Source organism: Motilimonas thetidivivens (assembly GCF_046452435.1).
Classification (GTDB): domain Bacteria; phylum Pseudomonadota; class Gammaproteobacteria; order Enterobacterales; family CBDFNC01; genus Motilimonas.
This window is the reverse complement of record NZ_JBKFDK010000014.1, coordinates 33849-52497: the sequence shown is the minus strand read 5'-3', so window position 1 is coordinate 52497 and position 18649 is coordinate 33849. Positions and strand designations below refer to the sequence as shown.

The window sequence follows — 18649 nt, the reverse complement described above, 5'->3', positions numbered from 1 at the left end:
AATAAAGTTCTGTCAGTTTCGTCCTGAAAAGTATCTTAAATCTTCTTAAATTATATTAAGTTAATGATTTATATTGCTTTTACTTCTAGCCCGAGTTCGTCGACTAGCTGCTTAAATTCTGCCATCGAGTGCAAGGCTTGATACTTAGGATCGATGGCAATCCACATAAGTTCGATTTTTTGTGCTGTTTGAGCTTGCTTTAGCCAACCGATCGCAGCCTGATAATCGCCTGCGCCAATGGCATAACGGGCGAGGGAAACAGGTGGATAGTATTGTCCTATGCTAAGGTGTTTTTTATCTTCAAACGCTAGCCAATGATATGTTGCTTTAAGTCCACCTTGGTGAAATGCCGTCTTCACCTGTGTCAAATCTTCAGCCGGATAACCCGCTTGTTGCATTAGCCAGTGTAGTTCTTCAAAAGCGGTGTTTTCATCGCCTTTCAATTCGGCAATAGCTTGGCGAGAAACATGAAAGTAGAAATTATTCTGATTAAGTTGGCTGATTTTTTCTAGCTCTTGCTCCGCCCGTTGGTAGTCTCTGCTCATGGTGTAAATCCAAGCTGCGGTTTCTTTCGAGTAGGCAGCAGGATCAAGGTCGACATAAGCATTGAGCTGTTTTGTCGCACCTGCAATATCCCCTAGGGCGAGTAAAAACTGGCTGTAATAATAATGAGAAGTTGCATCAGGCAGAGATAATTCAAAGTGATGCTGTGCTTTTTCATGATCTCTAAATATCAAGAAGTATAAATTGGCTAGCCTTTGCTGCGCCCATTTATCGGTGTCGTCATAATTTAAGGCTCTGAGCAACATGGCTTCTATTTGTTCTTTGTTGGCGAGCAGTTCGGCATCGTTTTGATGGATCTTGTGCATTTTTGCGCTGGCTAGCTGCACATAAGCAGGGCCAAAATTGGGCTCTATACTAATGATTTCCTGCAGTAATGAGATGGCCTCGGGATAATGCTCGGGTGTTTGCATTAGCAGATATTTGGCGCGTTGGAAATTTTCTAGTTGAGCGCCACTCAGTTCAGACTTCTCGGGTGTTAGCCAAATACTCAGCCCCATTGCGATAGCCGCCGTCACGCAAAGCAGCGCTGAGATAGTAAGTATCTTTCGAGGTTTTGTTTTGTTCTTAATAGGCTGGCTGCATGTTTCTACTTGTGCAATCAGACGATAGCCCTTGCCTGGAAGCGTCTTAATATACTCAGGAGTACGGGCTTTATCGCCAAGGGCTTTACGCAGTCCATTAATGGCAACGTATATCACGTCTTCGGTAACCACTTTACCTGCCCAAACATGGTCAAAAATGTCGCTTTTGCTGATGTCCTCACCAGCTCGACTGACCATATAGGTAAGTAATTCAAACTGCTTTTGATCTAACCTGACCTCTTGGTCGGTGGATTTAATGCTGTTGGTATTAGGCATCAACTGCCAGCGTCCTACCCTATACATTATTTCATCCTGTTTACTGGCGTCTTTCCCTAATGCGCCTGCATTATACCTTGTTTGTAATGGGTTGGTCTGAAAGCTAAGAGTTGGTCGAGGAGTTTGTGATGACGATCTTGCAATGATCCACCAAGGCTCTGACATTTTCACCGTTGCCCGCTAGATACGAGAATCTGGCGCCCTTTGGCTGGTTAGTTTTACTTTCTGTTGATTTCCAAGTTGGGCCCTTATATGGTGGCTTTTGATTTCGCTAGTTATGAGTAGCGATGTTTTCAGCAGAGGGAGCAGGTCAGATGGAATTAGATATTTTTGTGATTGATGCATTTGCGGATCAGCAATTTAAGGGGAATTCCGCTGCTGTGGTGCCGGTTGAGCAGTGGCCAAGCGATGCCTTGATGCAAAACATCGCAGCGGAGAATAATTTATCGGAAACCGCCTATATCAAGCGCATAGCGGATAACAGTTATGAAATTAGATGGTTTTCGCCGCTCACCGAAATTGATTTTTGTGGTCATGCAACCTTGGCTTCGGCTTATGTGTTGTTTCATGAGCTGGGCGTGAGTAACGAAATCACCTTTTCGACCTTAAAAGTAGGCTCTCTTAAGGTTAGGCTCAATGGTCAGAACGACATTGAAATGGTGTTCCCGAATCAATGCCCTGAAGTGGTTGCCGATGTGCCTGCACTGCTGCTTGATGGTCTATCGAAAACGCCGCTTTGCGTGCTGCGTAATCGCCAAGCCTATTTTGCTGTGCTCAGTGATGAGCAAGCCGTGCGTGAAGTTGACTATGATTCAGATCTGCTAAAGCAATTAGCGCCTTATGATGTGGTGGTTACCGCTGCCGCAGCAGATAAATACGACTTTGTGTCGCGTTACTTTTGGCCTGCTAATGGTGGTGATGAAGACCCTGTTACCGGCTCAATTCACTCGGGCCTCGCGCCTTATTGGGCAAGTCAATTGGGCAAAGATAATTTACTGGCTTATCAAGCCTCTGCCCGTGGTGGACTACTTAACTGCAAGGTGATGGGCGATAGCGTGGTGATATCAGGTAAGGGGGTGTTGTATCTCAAGGGAAAAATATCTGTCTTAGAAGGCTAGATTTGGGGAGAAAAGATGAAGCTAACTGGGACTGTTATCGCTGCGGCGAGCCTTTCGGCTGTGCAGGCCTATGCGGCTTACCTGTTGCATAACGACATGATTACATGGGCGCCGTTGCAATGGCTGATTGCGGTGGTGTATTTCCCTTTGTATTTTATCTTGCTGATGCTGAGCGCCTTAATTGACAGTGTTTTTGGGGTGATCTTATATCGAACCAGCGTGTTTTTGCCTTATATCGATGATGTGATGTGGTTGTTTGGCGCGGTGATCTTATTGCCGATAAATGGAGTGGGAATGAGGCTGATTATCCGCCGTAGGCAGCGAACTTAGCGGTGACGTGCTTTCGCAAAATCACCGTGTTGCTGGCAAGTGAATAGCAACAACACGGTTTAGTTATAAGCCTGTTGTGTTTGAGGCTTACTTGACTCGACTTAAGGTGAAATTTTCACTTGAGTTAGTAAAGTTGAGGCTGGTATTGGCGGTCACGGTTAAGGTTGCGCTAAAGGTTGGACTCTCTTTATCATTTAAGCCGCCCGGACCGTCCGCTTCCGCTGTGATACCGGTGACGGTGAATACGCCGTCATTGACGCTAAAGCTACCAAATTCACCGGATGTGGCCATAACAGCATCACCATTGTAGGCATCTTGGTTATTGGTGTGCACTATCACATATTGATTATTGGGTAGGATAGTTAAGATGTTATCGTTGTCAATGTCATCTTCTCTTAAGTACCAAGCGCCCACCATAGGATCATTGTTATCACTCACTTTGCTAAATTGAACCTGCTCGTTGGCTTCGTCATCGAAAGTGATGTCTAGGGTCGTTGGTGCGACTTTAACTTTAAGACTGACTGAGCCAAAGTCGTCCGCTAATCCGCCAGAATTATCCGATTCTCTGATCACTTTAAGCGCTAACATTTGCGTGGTTGGATCGTAGGTATAAGCACCATATTCTGCCGAGCCCGCAACTTGGTCGCCATCGTCAGCGATATCTGAATGTTCATGCACTATGATGTAGTTGTTATTGTTGAAGAAGGTAAGCACATTGCGTTTCCCTGCGCCTTCACTAAATAACCAACTGCCCGTCAATTGGCCATTTAAGGTGCTGGTAAAGTGAGCTTTGGCGGCTTCTTCGGTGACTAAGGTTTTACTCATACTGGTTAATATGGCGCTAACTGAAGTGTCAAAGCTCTCGCTGCTGACATCTAGTCCTGTACCCACAAAGGCGGCTTTACTCGTATCGCTAATAGTAATGCCATCTGAGGGATTGCCATTGTCGTCTAGGCTTTGCAGTAGTTGCAAAATATTAACCGTGGTGGTGGTTGCCAGCCCGCCGCCAATATCAGCAGGGGTAACTTGAGCGCCAGCTTTGACGGCTGGAAAGGTGAGATCACCAAGATAAAAAGTAACTGTTTCGCCTTCTAAATAGTCAAATTCGCCCTGTGCACTGGTTACACCTTCGCTGACGGTTTCGGTGCGATAATTAATGCCTCCAACTGGACTATCGAGAAAGACGCCTGTTTGGGTTTGTGCTGTTGGTGTCGGGGTGGGAGTTAAAGTCGAAGAATCATTATTGCTACTGCCGCCGCAGCCTGCCAAAGCAAATGCTACGCATCCTGTTAGTAGTCGTATTTTCATATGTGCTCCAATCAGTTTTATTATTTTGCACAAGGCAACCCTTGTCTTGTCACTCAAGCTTAGTATTTCATCGAGAATTTTGTCCAACAATACCCATATGGGTAATGTTGTTAACATTTTTCACACATTTGTTTGACATTGTGGCGTGGGGATTAATACTTTTTACGCAGTTGATAGCTTTCATTGTTGTGGGTGTATATGAACCAAGTTGATCAGGTAGACATAGTGAAACAGATTTACAGCACCATTGAAAAGCCGGAGTTATGGCAAGATGTGTTGATTCGTCTGAGTGAAATTCTGGGGTCGTCGCATGCATTTATTGCCTGCCGATCGAGTGTCGACCACTCGCCATCTCGGTTCGTGGCTCATGGTTTTGAATCGGGCCATTTTGAAACCTATCAAGCGCATTTTTATAAAGTAGATATGTGGACCCAAGGATTGGCACGACACGATGTGAACCAGTTCCACCCGAGCCACTTAGTTTGTAATGATAAGCAGTTTATTCATTCCGAAATTTACACGGATTTTGCTAAACCAGCGGCGATTAGAAATTCGATTGGCTGTTTAATTGCCAAACCCGAGAGTTCATTGATCACGGAAATTGCGTTTATGTCGGGGCCGGAAACGGTTTACTATTCTCAACAACAGGTAGCGGCAGCGAATGCATTTTTGCCCCATATAGATCACGCGCTGGATATGTCACTGCGTATGCAGCAAGCCAATGCGACAAACACCCAACACGCGTTACTGGATGTGTTGCCTGAGGCCATTTTTGTTTGTGGCCGCCATACCGAGTTACATTACTTTAATGCCTCGGCTCAGGTGCTACTGTCTAAAAGTAAGCTGTTTCAATTGTCGACGTTCTCGTCACGTTACTTGGCTTTTGCCTCGTCTGCGGTAGATGCGCAATTTAAAATGGCGTTGGGCGTCTCGGCCCTGACCTGTGGTACGGAATTTGATGAGCGTTTTTATGCGTGGGATGCCGAGAATATTTACCGAGTGACCATTAAGCCTTGGTTCCATCAAGTCGCAACCTCCATTGGACCACAAACATTGGCTTGTTGTTTGGTCATGGTGCAAGCCTGTGCCAGCAAGTTAAAAATTCATCCTCAAGAAATTATGTCTTTATTTTCATTGACTTTAGCTGAAGCCGAAGTGACCAGTTTACTTTGTGCTGGTTCCTTGGTCGAGGAAATCGCCATCCTGCGTCACGCCACTAGTAACACCATCCGACAACAGATTAAGGCTTGCTTAGCGAAGACAGCAACCCGTAATCAAGCAGAACTGGTCGCTAAAGTCATTCGTAGTGTTACCCTAATTTAACGTACTGAACCAATTTAGTTGACTGATTTTTAAACACTATATGGTTAGCCATACGCGTGACATTTGCTCTATCAGGCTAGCCATTTAGCCCACCGTAAATAATGGATTACATTTTTTATTATTTGTTAACCCCCTTTTTATATCGCTTGCGTTACTAGTGGCAGTTTTATGCTGCAGCTTAGTTCAATAATTAACAATGGAATCAATTTGTTGTGATTCTTTTTACTCTCTAAATTATTTAAAAAATGATATTCAATAAGGAAAATTGATGACAACGGCAACCAAAAATAGCATTGACGCACTACTTGGCTCACTACAAGCAAGCGAATTTAAACCTGATATACCCTTTGTACTTGGCGGCGATCAGCCTCTTGATAAGATTTCTGCTTATAAGATGAGTGAGCCGGAAGCCCACTGGTTGTTTTTAACAACTGGATTTAAATAGTACGGTTTTGAGCTTAGTTTTCGTATAAAAAGTAATGAAGAAGCGGCTCCCGTCTGGGCGGTTGAGTTCATTAAATCTTTAGCTAAGCTGGCTTTTAACCGTGACAAGGGTTTCATTGTTGGCGATATACTGTCGATCAACCGCCCTTTAGTCAGTTTTGTGGATTGTTTCTTAGATACGATTTTGTTTGTTGAAGACCCTGCAATTGAAGCGTTAGATATTGATGGTGAAGTTATCGAGTTTCTTCAGGTGATGCCGATTACCGCAGATGAAGCAATGGCGGCGCGCAGCTGGAACATGAACAAATTTATGCAGCTATTAGCGTACCAAACCCCTGCGGGTTTAGTGGATTTAGGTCGTTTCAGTATTTTGAAAAATGACAATATAGTGCAAGTCATACGTTGTGGTGCTGAGAATGATGGTTCCGACACGGAATGTGTACCTTGTGGCAAAATTATGTTTAATGTCAGCGATGCTAATTCAGCCTATATTGAGATTGATGCCCTAGCTGGAGAATATTTGTTAGCTATTTTACCGGGCCGCATTCCCCATGGTCGCAGCATTGAAGTGATTAGCTCAGAGCACAATTTGAAGCTGATGGCTGGTGATGAGGGCATGATCCGAGGAGTGAGCGACTCTTGGGTTGAAATCACCTTAACACCGAATATGTATCACCAAATGATAGAGAATTTGAAGTTAAAGCGTAAACGCTTCTTCTTTGAGGAATTTGAGAAGGTCTCTTTTTCGGTCAATGATTACTACATCAAAGACATGGAAAATTGCACTGTGGGTGTAAAACAGTGGCGCTAAGCTAATTCTCCTTACCTTTAGTTAAATGTTGTTTGTGTGTTTTGGCTGTTTGCCTTTAGTGCAGCAGCCTTTTTTGTATAAGGAATAGATCATGAAAAAGGCAATTATCGCGAGTGTTCTAACTTGTGTGTCGGTGGCGAGCTGGGCAGGCGTAGCCGAAACAAAAGCTAAACGTGGCGCCGATGAAGTTATTTTGCAAGCCGCTAATAAAGTACAGCAAGCGTGTGGCAATTCTGAGTTAACTGTAACCGTTAACGGGGATGAATTTGAGAGCATGCTAGTGGCGAATAAGGCGCAATTAGCCGAGAAACAATATCAAGATGCTTGGGTGCTTAATCATACAGGTGAACGCATCAGTGCGTTACTTGAATCGATGGCCGCTATTTGTAGCGATGACGCCGACTATCAAGCTGAAATAGCTAAGGTAACCGCTGTGGTTGTCTAGCCAAAGGCTGACTTTGCCGATACCAAAACGGATCTCGCCTTAACCGATAACAGTTTAACGGTGAAATCAGGGCACTATATGCTTCGTACAGCCTCAGACTTTACCGGCCGTATTAAAGCGTTATATTAAGCGGCCACTGTAAACCTTTCGGCAAATGATGCCGAAGCCGAAATGGATGTTGGCGCAGGTCAAATCAAGGCAGATCTACTTTGACCGAGCCAATCATCTCACCTCTCGCTCATTTATTTGCCTTGCTCTATCTGTGCTTGCTTTAACGCTTGGCTAAGCTGCTGGCTTAAGTATTGCCAAACCTCATTAACTGCTCTGCTGCGAGCTTCTTTTGCTAAACAAACCAAATGGATAGGTGAGGCGTCGGGGTGATGCCATTGGTTTAATACCGGCACCAACAAGCCTGCTTTCAGCTCAGGCTTAATCAGTAAAGGATCCACCCGAATTACTCCCATGCCCATGCACGCTAATTCAACTAAGGTGCGGCCATCATCGGCGGCCGTGGTGGGGGTGACATGTAAACTTTCTACTTCACCGCTGGGGGCGCGAAAATGCCAATGATCCATAGCTAATTTTTGGTGGCGGAAGATAAGGCATTGATGGGCGTGAAGATCGCTGGGACATGCTAGCTTGGGAGCGTTTTGTAAGTAGTCAGGACTGGCGAAACAGGCCCACGACTTAGTGCCAATTTGGCGGGCGACTAAAGACGAGTCAGGTAGTTGGCCCACTCTTAGGGCGATGTCTATGCCCAACTCAATCAGGTCGACTACGCGATCATCTAGGTTTACTTCAATCACAATGTCGGGATAAAGCTGTTTCAGTTTTGGCAATAGTGGCAGTAAATAACGCTGACCTATGATGGTTGAACTGCTGATTTTCACTCGACCGCTGGGTTTGGCATGCGCTTGCTCGGTGAGTTTTGCGGTATTGTTAAGCATCTCGGTGAGTGAGTCGGTAATGGTCAGTAATTGTTGGCCTGCTTCGGTCAGATTTAACTGACGAGTGCTGCGCTGTAACAGACGCAGGCCTAAATGTTGTTCAAGTTGCGCTATTTTTTTACTGACCGAGGAGCGTGGTAGTTGCAGCGCATCGGCGGTGGCCTGAAAGCTGCCAAGCTGAGTGACGCGACGAAACAAATATAGGTTGGGCAATTGTAAGTGCAAGGTGGTCGCGTCTAAATTCATGTTTCGTTCCTTTATGGCAACAATATGTTTCTTTATTGGTGTCTTATAAGCACTTATTCTCCAGCGTATGCTCTCTATCGTCAACTAATCAAACAGGAGAGTAATGATGCCAGCACAATTTCAAGGTAAAACAATTTTGATCACCGGCGCAACCGCAGGGATAGGTTTAGCCGCGGCGCAATCTTTATTCCAGCAAGGCGCTAGCCTAGTGATTACAGGGCGGGATCAGGCTCGCTTGCAGCTAGCGACTCAACGGTTGCAGGCGCTGATTGAATCATCCCATAAGCAAAGTGTTATTGGGGTTTTGTGTGATAGTGCCAATGTCGAACAAATTCAGCAAATGGCCGCGCAATTACAGCGTGATCAAATCAAGCTCGATGGTGTGTTATTAAACGCAGGTGTGTTTTACCCTGAGGCATTTGAGCAAACCAGCTTAGAAAATATCACCACTACCATGGCGGTGAATTTCACCGGCCCAGCTATCACCTTACAGGCCTTGCTACCTTGCTTAAACAAGCCTGCGAGCGTGGTATTTGTGTCTAGCGTGGCTGTGTTAAAAGCCTTTGCAACCGCAGGGGTTTACAGTGCCAGTAAGGCGGCGTTTGAAGGGTTAGCTCGCGTGTTAAATGTTGAGCTAGCAGAGCGAGGCGTTCGCATTAATACCATTCGCCCCGGCGTCACAGCAACCGAAATCCAAGCTAAAGCAGGCATGGATGATGCGAGCATTGAAGGCTTTTTTGCGTCGTTAAGCAGTACGCCAGTGGGTAGAGTGTTAGAGACACAAGATTTAGTACCGGCAATCAATTACTTATTAACGGATGCCAGTATTGGCCTGCGCAATGCGTATATCGATATTGATGGCGGCTTTTGCTTGTAACCGCCATTATAACCCATCGGCAACCTTAGCTAGCGAACGCCTCGACTATTGCTTCAAGATCGCTATGGCGATTGAGGTAGTGAGGCGTACCATCGGCTAGGGTAAGCTCTCGTACAAAGTGACCGGTTTCGGGGTCGAAGGCGGCGCGATAGGGGGAGTCATTCACGCCATTATGATCGGTTAACAGATAACATGTCTTCCACTGTTTTCCTGAGGTATCGAGGCTGAGCTCGATTAAACAAGGCTGAATGCGGTGCTCAACAAAACACTGTAAGTCGGTAGTGTCGATATGGCTGAAGCTTTGCAGCTCTTCATCAACTAGGGCGTCAATCTGCTGTTCTATCATCACTTTCTCCTTGCTTCTTGGTGGGCCAAATTTACTTTAGGTCATCTCGAATCCACGCAGCAAGCATAGCTGAACTGGGGACAATGCAACATAGGAAGAATCACAAAATAGCTAGACTGGGAATTTGACTTACCTCGCTAGGCGCACTGTGTAGTTGGTGCCGTTGTCTTGCCCCTTGATTTGGGCAAAATAGCTGATGTTCGGGCTTAACTTGGCAAACCATAAATCAAGCTGGGATTTGTCCTCTAACGTTAACTGATAGTGGTAGCTAGCAAGCTGACCGGCTTTGTTAGTGAGCATTTCTTGCCCAATAAACTGGCTAGAGGCATGAAACAACACCATGTTTTCTGTATCAAAAACAGCGATTTGCTTTGGCAAGGTGTAGCCTTGTTGCTGCCAATACTGTGCTAAGGCGGCAAAGCTGGTATCAAAGTCAGTCTGTGATAAACGACTGTTATTAATGGCCTTGTTGTCATCAGCTAAGAGTACTTGCCCTAAGGTGATCACATGTCCCGCATTGGGAACCATATGAATCACGGCCTGGGTGACGAGTTCGACTAGTTCGGTTAGCTCTTGTTGGCCTGGGGTGGGCAGCTGAGAGCCCATGGCAAGATATTCATTATTATGTTGTTCTATTTTGGTCCAGTGGGTGTTGTCATCTTGATTGAGCAGGTTATCGGCGCGGATCAAGGTGCCATCAAGCTGATGATGTTCCGACAAACTAGCTTGGATTTGCGTATCGCCCCAGATACTTGGGATCTTCAGCTGCGATTGGCTTTCAAGGACGTAACCATCACTATTATATTGCAAGCTGATTTGCATATCCCCGACTGTTTTTTGATCAAACAGAATTTGATAGTGCCATTGTGCTGAGCTGGCCGATAACGGGGCTTGGCTGGCGGCTTGGTTTGAGTGACTCCATGCCAGTAAGAGACAGGCTAGGCTAAATGTATTTATGTGGTGTTGGGTAAAGCTGGCAGCTTTGCTGAGCATTTTAATGTGTCCACTGGTTTGTTGTCGTTTCAGCTTGCCAGCGGAGTTTGGCTTAAACGTGTCCTAAATTGCGCATTGGCGAAAATTTTGTCTGTATGTCTGTCGTAAAGCGAGGAATAAACATTAAATATCCCGCTGCACCAATGCAGCGGGATATTGAGCTGGTTAGATTAAGTCTTCGATCAGTGCGGGTTGGCCAAATCCTTTTAGCTGCGCTTGGGATGCATTGAAATACAGTTGCCAAAACTCTTTGAGAGGTAGCATAACATCACTCCCTCGAAAGCCCTTTGATTCGGTTGGTAACCATCCAGCTCCAATAATGTAAATATCAGATTGGGAAAAGTTGGCTGTTAAGCCAGCGGATTCCACTTTGGCTAGTTCTTGTTTCGGCTCAATAACACGCAACTGATTTTTGCTATAAAAGCTCGTAGCGGTTGAGTTTTCGACCATATCAGACACTAGTAATAATCGCTTCGATTGGGCCGACGATGAGGCAAGCATAGGTGCAATCACCTGAGACAGGTTAGTGATTAATTCAGTTTTAGGTACTTCTACACCGTCTGGTTTAAATGATGATTTGATTGCCTGATCCAGAGACTTTTTAACAAAAGCGCGTTGCTTTTGCATGCAGGAGTCAAACTTTTTCAATGCCTTTTTACTAATCTGATCCCGCTCTGCAATATCATTATCTAAGCGGCCAGAAAATAAGACCTGAGTGTAGTTATTGCCAACGTAAGCAGAAAAAGAAACCACGTTTACGCTATCGCCTGGTTTAATGAATCGATGCACCTTTTCGTGCACTTGTTTTTTTAGAGGGACATCGGGTGCAAAGGTTGCATCGATTGCAACGACCAGCTCTCGTGATTGCTGCTGTCTCTCTGTTTGGCGATCAATCTTAGCGTACTCATAACAACCGGGAATATCATTACGTTGGTTGGCATGTATTGCTGCTGTGCTTAGTAAACCGAGTAATAAGAGGGGGAGCTTAATCATGACATCTCCGCTTCTAACTCACGGCGAATGCGTTCCCGCATTTCTTCTTCCGTTTCTGGTTTTTGTTGAGCTGCTTTTTGTGCTTGAAGCTCTGCTAGTAGGTCCTTTCTAATTCGTGCTTCACGTTCAGCCTGAGTTTCTTCTGTAGCTGCTTCCGAAACTTCGAGTTTATCATCGGCAATGGTCGCAACAGGTGTAATGGGTTGAGGAGGTGCAGTTTGGGCAACTTGTTTTAGCTTAGCAGCCTTAATTTGTTCATGGGTGATCTCATCACCTTCTTGTTTTTGCATGTAAACGAGGAAGGTTCTTGCTCCATTTCGCTCTAATGAGGCTAGGATAGAAGAGTCTTGGCAATTTTGATTCGCTTTTTTAAGCATGTGTTGTTGCAGCATTTTTAGTCGTTTTTGGGCGACCCGTGCGATTTGGTTTTTTTCACGACGGTAGTAATTTTCAAATTGATCTGAGGTTTTAAAATCACCTAGATTTTTACGTGCTGCGCTTGAGTGCTTGCCGGCAAAGCCCGTTTTAAAACCAATCAAAATGCCGAATATTTGCAAGAAAACAAATAAAAAGGCTAAAAATATAAAGGTTCCCCAACCCCCTTTTTGTTCTCTGGACCAAGCATCATCTTCCGCTTTGTCTACTGCCGCTTCCTGTTGTTGAACCAAAATCTCCGGTAATTCCTCAGCGTATGGGTCATCGCTAGCGCTTTGACTTGTTTGCGTTAAGGCAACCTCTTCTATATGCATTTGTTCTAAAACTTGTCCGCGTACATAAGTCGCTAGTACGGCTATGACAAGAATGGCAATAGCGGTGATTATGGTGATCACGTAGCGTGGTTTAACTTGGCCATTCGCTGCAATACGATTCACTAAGGTTTGATAGTTTGCTTGGCCGTTGTCGTCAAACGTATTTTCAATCGTGATCCCCGTTTGTGGCGCTAGCTTTGAACCATCTTTAATACGAGCGTTATGCCACCAGATACGGGCTTTATTGATGAGTGAGTTTGCGTGTAACTCATGGCCAGTGAAGTGAGTTAACCCCACTAATAAGACAGAGATAATAAATGCGATGCCTAACGCGCCTTGTTGTTGTAAAGATTCAGAGGCTCCGGGTATGGTGAAGCCTGAAAGCACATAACTAAACCCCATGGCTTCAACAAAGACTAAACTAGCAATTAATACCCAGCCTAATGCGTGAAGATTATTGCGGCCATCTTCGGTAACTTTACCTAGGTAGTTTTGACTTTTCTTAAACAATTCAACGTCTTTATTTACTTTATCGTAATGCTCTGAAAAGGCGTCGCATAGCACTTGTTCACTATTGAACCATTCTACGTTGTCGACCAAAGTCTTGCTTTCATAATCAGATGCTAAGCGCGCCCCCTTGCCGATCAATGGAAAGCCATACCAAACATTAAGCCACCAAAAACTGACTTTATCCCACCATATAGTGAGTAGTATTGCGGTCGTTAAGATCGATAACACAAGGCCGATGATGAGGCGATATTCATGTAATATGGGTAATATGGAATCCATTTCTTTTATCCTTTATTGGTACGTAGCATGCTAGGTGTATAGCTAGCTTGGTAAACTTTGTTTTTATTTTCGTAATATATATTGCCGTCAATCGCCTTAGCTGAATTGGCCACTGGCATCACAATGTCCATGCAGCGCATGGGCGCCGTGGGTGATTTTGCATAAATGCGATATAACAGGCCCTTATCACCCTGGTAGGTTTCGATTTGAGTGTCTAAGGTGTAATCAGGTTGGCTATTGGCCTTGCCTTTGTAGTTTTGCCAAATCATGATCTGGGGAGAGGCAACGGCACCACCACTGTCTCTAAGCACGGCTACAGGCGTCATTGCAACTAGGTGGCCATTCACTTTTTGCAGCCAGGTTGTACCGTACATGCCTGGTAAATAATCACCCGTATCATAATTTTGGCGTTGGTATTCTTGCCCCGTGCTCAAACTTTTTATATTGCCGCTAACTCTTGGTCCTTCAGAAGCACAATTTAAGCTGATGACTTCATCAGCGTATGCTTTAGATATCAATGAGAAGCCACTGTCTGGTTTTTGACCTATGGTGAGCGCAAAGTCACTGACGACGCTTGGCATAGGTTTTCCGCCAAACTCGATTTTGGCTTTTTTGGTTTTGGCTTGCGGAACTATCTTAGCTTGCTCGGCTGCTGTAACTGTGATGGTTTCAGGTTGTGTTGGTGCTTGAGAGGACGCTTTAGGTTTAGCTTGGGCGGTTGTCTTGCTAACCGTTGTCTTGGCATTTGCCGTTTTTGTGGTTGTCGTTACGTCGGCTTGAGTGGGTTTTACATCGGCAACTTCACTCACTGTATCTTGTGAGCGTCTTGAAAGATAACTGATATTCGTATTTTGTTTATTAGCATAGTTGAGCAGTTGATCGGGCGTTCCTTCGACTTCGACAACTTCGACTCGACGATTCTGTTGCTGACCTGAAACGGAACTATTGCTAGCGATGGGCTGTGATTCACCTGCACCTTGGAAGAATAACCTATCTTTAGCTATCCCTTGTTGGCTAAATAATTGCGCGACAAATTGAGCTCGTTGCTCACTTAATATCTGGTTTGCTTGCTCGCTGCCATTGGCGTCTGTGTGACCAGTAATGAGAATGTTTTTGTCACTGTCTTTAAAAATAGTGGCTAGCTTTTTAAGTTGGCGCTCACCTTCGGGGGTCGGTTTAGCAGAGCCGACTTTGAACATTTGTTCACTCGCACTAGAAATAGTGGCAGCCGAGCCTATGGTTTGATAATTCTCATATTGTTTTAGTTCTTGCTCAGATAAAGCTTGATTGGTTGATGTAATGAGCATTTTTGATGGATCGTTTTTGTCGGTACTGATCGCGGTAAATTGCACATCAAGCTGTTCTTCTTTTGCCAGTTGTTCTAACTGTTCACGTCGTTTTTGAAAGTCGTAACCTATACTACATCCAATCGCAGCACCAAGAGCCGCGCCAATATATGCCCCTTCGTCTCCTGCCAGTTGTTTACCAAGCACTGCGCCTAATCCTGTGCCTAAAGTACAACCAATAAGGGTTTCTTTGTTAGCGGCAAGTTGATCGGTCACCGCGCAACTGGACAGTGAAAGGCAGATCCCCAATGCGATAGGGGCTTTTTTAAATCTCATTAACATTCGATAATCCCGTCAAAATTTCACGAGTTATTATGCTGATTTTTATTTTACTTTTAATTTATTTTTTATGGTTTTGTTGACTGGCACACGAACTTAGTTCATGCAAAGGTATGGATTTATTGAAATATAATTCAGGGAAAGGAGTGAGAAGATTTGGCTTTAACTTAAGCAGAATTAATTTAAGTAACGTCAGACACCCTTACGACTGTTAGTCGCGATGAGTTTGTTTCTTAGCAGACATTGCTCTCAGTAACAAAAACAATGGCAAGCCACATGAAACCCCAACGGTTAGGGTGCCTAAGATAGCTAAAGGCCAATATCGAATGTTATGTTTTCGGCCTTCGACCACAATAAACACTAACAGCACCAACGCCGAGACCAATACATCCAGCCAAGCAAACAGACTGATGGGATTTGCTGTGGCTTGAGAAAACAGTCGGGGGAGATCCACGCCATGCTCAATTAGCCAAGGAATAAAAGCGCCGTAGGGGAGCGCGATGCCGAATAAGGTGAGTAGCGCATAAACTTTGATCACTTTTTCTCCTTGCGGTTAAAAAACGGTTTTGATGTTTAAGATCTAAGTTTCTATTGAGGTCTTAGGTGAAAGTACTTTTTATCAAGCGCATAGACAAACACTTGGTGCTCATTTCCTGCGTTATCTATGGCGGTAGTGAGCTCTCTAACATAACCCTCTCCCTCAAACTCATCGAGCTCTGGCCAAGCTTGGGCGAGTTCATCACTGAACAAAATCATCCCGCTAATACTTTGCTTAGGCTGAGAGAGATCCACCACTTTATAGCCTGTCGTCGGGCCAAGGCCATGTTCATAAAGGGTGCCTTGAATGCTGGCGTTGAGCCACTTGCCTGAAAGAGGTTGGAGGTAGTGATGATTGATTTCATTGGGCCGCAAGGTGCCGTAAACAAACAAAGCGAGCATAGATTTCCATCGCAATAAATAAGCTTTAATTGGGCGAACATTGTTGCAAAGTCTACCGGACTTGACCAGAACTCGAACATTTTAATCCCATAGGTTAGCCATGCTTGAATGCTATGGCCCCTTAATATTGAGAATTATTGTTATTTATGATTGCTAACGGAGTGATGCTTTGTTAACTTATTTTTCACACTGGGTTATTGGTTTTATAATCAGTTACTTATTTTTGTTATGACAGGATTAGCCGTGACTAATCAATACATGGACGAGATAGGCATATGGTAATGGGGTTTCCTTTAAAATTTTCTGCTGTTTTACTTGGTGCTTCGGTTACGCTCGTAGGCTGTGGAGGAAGCTCTGCAAGTAAGTTGGTAGATGATATTGTTGATACCGAAAAACAACGAATCAAAGGTCAAATTCAGGGCTTAGTGGAGCCCATTACTTTAGAAGTATTTGGTCAGCAGGTGACACTTGATACTGACGGTAGTTTTGATTTAGATGTTGAGACTAATAACGCCCTTTTTAACCAACAGTTAGTAGAGCAGGGCGAGCAGGTTTGTCTATTAAGCCCTGTCACAACGGATAAATTGCTTCCGTCGGTGCGGGTCAACTGTGCGGCTAAACTTCCTCTCGCCGATGCGATTGCCAAAGTACCTCACGAAAACTTAAGACAGTGTTTGTCAACTAATCTTACCCAAACCTACGCTCATGAAGTCACAGAGATTAAATGTAATCAGTATCTTATCGATCGCGTTACGGGATTGAATGATTTTATTGCTTTAGAGAGCTTAAACTTCACTCAAAATGGCCTAAGCGAAATAGACCTGTCTGCCAATTGGGCGCTTAAGGATATAACGATTTACAATAACCAACTTACGTCATTAGACCTTAGTGAGTTGACCCACTTAAGCGTACTTAAATTACTTTCCACTGGGCTTTCTGAGCTTGATGTCACTCATAACCCTAGCCTAACCGAGCTTTGGCTTGTTCGAGATCAGTTAGAGCAAATCGATGTCAGTACGAATAAACACCTAGAAAAACTCATCTTATTTAATAACCCCTTGATGCAAATAGATGTTAGCAATAATCCTAAGCTGACTATGTTAAACCTTGCCAACACGCAGATTACGGCATTGGATGTGAGCCAGTTAGCTGCATTAGAGGTGCTAGTGGCGAGTAATACTAAGATTGATTACCTGGACCTAAGTAATAGCAATGCACTAACGTCGCTACTGCTAGCAAATACTCAGTTGGCCGACATCGACCTGACCAATAATACTGGCCTCAAGACCCTTAACTTATCTAAAAACCAGCTAACTCAGCTGCCGACAGGCTTGGCTAATATTAGCGATAAAACCGCAGAGATTAATTTAACGCAAAATCCCTTATCCGACTCAGCGAAAGCAAATGCTGCACAGCTGCAACTCGAATATAGCAAGCTGACTTACTAGCCTAACTAACCTTAGTTAAGAGCTATTTTGTAACCTCATCAATGGCTGGCGATCACCGCATCGCGCAGCCATTTTTAATGCCCCAAATTTAATAAGATGTTGCGAGTGGCTAATCGTCGGGTGCGAAATATGAATAAGTGAGCGCCTAGTTTTTTCGGCTTGATGTTTTTGTGATTAACTGTGTTATGCTCCTCTGACACTTTTTTCTAACTTTTCGTTTTTTATGCTGTTTTTTCGTTTAACGTGGCCCTTTATGATTTGTCAGGCGGGTGTGTTAATGGCGGGTAGTGATCCTCAAGGCCTGTTTGGTTTTAACATAGGATTCGCTTTAGTTGCTTTAGCTACCTTAGGCTTGCCAAGTTTGTTTGTTGGTGTATTGCTCTATCTAACGTCTTCATGGTGGGCAAACCCTGTGGTGCTTTTATTGCTCAAACTCAATAGCAAAACCGTGTTATTTTCGTCTCTCGTCGCTTTATCATTTCCTTCCCTGTTGTTGGTTGCTATCACCTTATCCAATATGCACCCTGGTATGGGACCAGCAATTGCCTATGGCTTGATGTTTTACATGGGAACATCCATTTTTTGGCTACCTATTTTGTTGTTCTGGAGCTGGTGCTTACAGCGCATCGTGCAGCGCGAGGCAGGTTTAGCTTGATGTTGCTTGGATGGGGGTGAAAATGGTGCAATCGTCTCAAGACCTCTTTAGATCATTTCAGCCCACACTCACGGAGCAAGGGTTAGCCAAATTTGGTTTAACACTGCAACAGGTTAAACCCGCTCAGCCTTTAGCAGCCTTAGTTCACTCTTACTTACAAATTAATGCTGCCGTTGCAACTTGTTATCCTGTTATTCCAGACGGTTCGCAGGTCTTATACATTTCAGCCAAGGGGATCTTAATTGGCGGGGCGCAAACGAAAATTCATGAGTTGAAGCTACCTGCTGGGGAGTATTTTGGTATTCGTTTTCATGCTGGGGCTCTACGGCATTTATTTTCCTTAGATTTGGCTGAGATTACCGATCAGCAAGTGCCAACAGACTTTTTCCCTTGTCGAGATATGGCGCAGCTGCATGAGGCTATCTATCAAACTGACTCATTTACGCTGCGAGCGCAGCTTTGCCAAAACTGGCTACTTAAGCATTATAAGCCACTCCCTAGTGATGCATTCACCTTAGCCTTGCAGAGAATTCTGCAATCAAGCGGAGGGCATTCGATAGCTGATTTGGCCCAACAAGGGCAATGCTCGACCCGGCAATTGCAGCGCTGGTTTCGCCAGTATACTGGACTTGCACCCAAAGCCTTTTCCGACATTATTCGTTTGCAAGCGGCATGTTGTCAGTTTTATATGGCAGATCAAACGCGCCGTGATCTGGGGTATTTCGATCAATCTCATTTGATCCATGATTTCAAAAAACGCCTGTTACTGCCTCCCCAATCCTTTTTTCAACGTTTTATGTCCGATTGTTACAATCCAATCTGATCTTGGTTGGCGACAATGC

At 44.5% G+C, this 18649-nt stretch carries 19 protein-coding genes and 1 pseudogene; 10 read left to right on the top strand and 10 right to left on the bottom strand.

The window, feature by feature from the left end; all coding sequences use genetic code 11:
* Window positions 1–68: 68 nt before the first annotated feature.
* Window positions 69–1448, bottom strand: a complete 1380-nt coding sequence (locus ACK8OT_RS11875; RefSeq protein WP_410196734.1) for a winged helix-turn-helix domain-containing protein — start codon at window positions 1446–1448, stop codon at window positions 69–71.
* A gap of 287 nt (window positions 1449–1735) precedes the next feature.
* On the opposite strand from ACK8OT_RS11875, the gene ACK8OT_RS11870 reads away from it, so the two are divergent.
* Window positions 1736–2539, top strand: coding sequence for a PhzF family phenazine biosynthesis protein (locus ACK8OT_RS11870; protein WP_410196733.1), 804 nt, complete (start codon window positions 1736–1738; stop codon window positions 2537–2539).
* Window positions 2540–2554: 15 nt separating this feature from the next.
* On the top strand, window positions 2555–2869 hold the full coding sequence (locus ACK8OT_RS11865; protein ID WP_410196732.1) for a hypothetical protein: 315 nt from the start codon (window positions 2555–2557) through the stop codon (window positions 2867–2869).
* An 87-nt stretch (window positions 2870–2956) separates the two neighbouring features.
* On the opposite strand, the gene ACK8OT_RS11860 is transcribed toward ACK8OT_RS11865, so the two are convergent.
* Window positions 2957–4177: a hypothetical protein gene (locus tag ACK8OT_RS11860; RefSeq protein ID WP_410196731.1), complete on the bottom strand. Its 1221-nt coding sequence runs from the start codon at window positions 4175–4177 to the stop codon at window positions 2957–2959.
* Between the two features lie 198 nt (window positions 4178–4375).
* On the opposite strand from ACK8OT_RS11860, the gene ACK8OT_RS11855 reads away from it, so the two are divergent.
* From ACK8OT_RS11855 to ACK8OT_RS11840, 4 genes and pseudogenes are all read left to right on the top strand, one after another.
* The gene (locus tag ACK8OT_RS11855) at window positions 4376–5500 is read left to right on the top strand and encodes a helix-turn-helix transcriptional regulator (RefSeq protein ID WP_410196730.1); all 1125 of its coding nucleotides are present in this window, start codon (window positions 4376–4378) and stop codon (window positions 5498–5500) included.
* A 268-nt stretch (window positions 5501–5768) separates the two neighbouring features.
* On the top strand, window positions 5769–5945 hold the full coding sequence (locus ACK8OT_RS11850) for a hypothetical protein (RefSeq protein ID WP_410196729.1): 177 nt from the start codon (window positions 5769–5771) through the stop codon (window positions 5943–5945).
* Window positions 5946–5957: 12 nt separating this feature from the next.
* Window positions 5958–6755: pseudogene (locus ACK8OT_RS11845) on the top strand (suppressor of fused domain protein); the annotation flags it as partial.
* 91 nt (window positions 6756–6846) lie between these two features.
* The gene (locus ACK8OT_RS11840) at window positions 6847–7200 is read left to right on the top strand and encodes a hypothetical protein (RefSeq protein WP_410196728.1); all 354 of its coding nucleotides are present in this window, start codon (window positions 6847–6849) and stop codon (window positions 7198–7200) included.
* Window positions 7201–7442: 242 nt separating this feature from the next.
* On the opposite strand, the gene ACK8OT_RS11835 is transcribed toward ACK8OT_RS11840, so the two are convergent.
* Window positions 7443–8393: a LysR family transcriptional regulator gene (locus ACK8OT_RS11835; protein ID WP_410196727.1), complete on the bottom strand. Its 951-nt coding sequence runs from the start codon at window positions 8391–8393 to the stop codon at window positions 7443–7445.
* 103 nt (window positions 8394–8496) lie between these two features.
* On the opposite strand from ACK8OT_RS11835, the gene ACK8OT_RS11830 reads away from it, so the two are divergent.
* Entirely contained in the window at window positions 8497–9270 is a 774-nt protein-coding gene (locus tag ACK8OT_RS11830; RefSeq protein WP_410196726.1) for an SDR family NAD(P)-dependent oxidoreductase, read from the top strand.
* 25 nt (window positions 9271–9295) lie between these two features.
* Here the strand turns inward: ACK8OT_RS11830 and ACK8OT_RS11825 are convergent, their stop codons facing one another.
* From ACK8OT_RS11825 to ACK8OT_RS11795, 7 genes are all read right to left on the bottom strand, one after another.
* Complete coding sequence (locus tag ACK8OT_RS11825; RefSeq protein WP_410196725.1) at window positions 9296–9616, bottom strand: hypothetical protein; 321 nt, start codon at window positions 9614–9616, stop codon at window positions 9296–9298.
* A gap of 129 nt (window positions 9617–9745) precedes the next feature.
* On the bottom strand, window positions 9746–10609 hold the full coding sequence (locus tag ACK8OT_RS11820; RefSeq protein WP_410196724.1) for a hypothetical protein: 864 nt from the start codon (window positions 10607–10609) through the stop codon (window positions 9746–9748).
* A gap of 165 nt (window positions 10610–10774) precedes the next feature.
* Entirely contained in the window at window positions 10775–11602 is an 828-nt protein-coding gene (locus tag ACK8OT_RS11815; protein ID WP_410196723.1) for a hypothetical protein, read from the bottom strand.
* Window positions 11599–13140, bottom strand: a complete 1542-nt coding sequence (locus tag ACK8OT_RS11810; RefSeq protein ID WP_410196722.1) for a hypothetical protein — start codon at window positions 13138–13140, stop codon at window positions 11599–11601. The genes ACK8OT_RS11815 and ACK8OT_RS11810 overlap by 4 nt, the downstream gene beginning before the upstream one ends.
* Before the next feature lie 5 nt (window positions 13141–13145).
* Window positions 13146–14768 carry an OmpA family protein gene (locus ACK8OT_RS11805; protein WP_410196721.1) on the bottom strand — a complete coding sequence of 541 codons (1623 nt, stop codon included), beginning with the start codon at window positions 14766–14768 and terminating at the stop codon, window positions 13146–13148.
* 208 nt (window positions 14769–14976) lie between these two features.
* Window positions 14977–15303, bottom strand: coding sequence for a DUF2834 domain-containing protein (locus tag ACK8OT_RS11800; protein WP_410196720.1), 327 nt, complete (start codon window positions 15301–15303; stop codon window positions 14977–14979).
* A 50-nt stretch (window positions 15304–15353) separates the two neighbouring features.
* On the bottom strand, window positions 15354–15704 hold the full coding sequence (locus ACK8OT_RS11795) for a gamma-glutamylcyclotransferase family protein (protein ID WP_410196719.1): 351 nt from the start codon (window positions 15702–15704) through the stop codon (window positions 15354–15356).
* A 281-nt stretch (window positions 15705–15985) separates the two neighbouring features.
* On the opposite strand from ACK8OT_RS11795, the gene ACK8OT_RS11790 reads away from it, so the two are divergent.
* The 3 genes from ACK8OT_RS11790 to ACK8OT_RS11780 all read left to right on the top strand — a co-directional run bounded on the left by ACK8OT_RS11790 (window position 15986) and on the right by ACK8OT_RS11780 (window position 18630).
* Window positions 15986–17152, top strand: a complete 1167-nt coding sequence (locus ACK8OT_RS11790; RefSeq protein ID WP_410196718.1) for a leucine-rich repeat domain-containing protein — start codon at window positions 15986–15988, stop codon at window positions 17150–17152.
* Between the two features lie 277 nt (window positions 17153–17429).
* Window positions 17430–17807, top strand: a complete 378-nt coding sequence (locus ACK8OT_RS11785) for a hypothetical protein (protein ID WP_410196717.1) — start codon at window positions 17430–17432, stop codon at window positions 17805–17807.
* Window positions 17808–17829: 22 nt separating this feature from the next.
* On the top strand, window positions 17830–18630 hold the full coding sequence (locus ACK8OT_RS11780) for a DUF6597 domain-containing transcriptional factor (protein WP_410196716.1): 801 nt from the start codon (window positions 17830–17832) through the stop codon (window positions 18628–18630).
* Window positions 18631–18649: the final 19 nt, after the last annotated feature.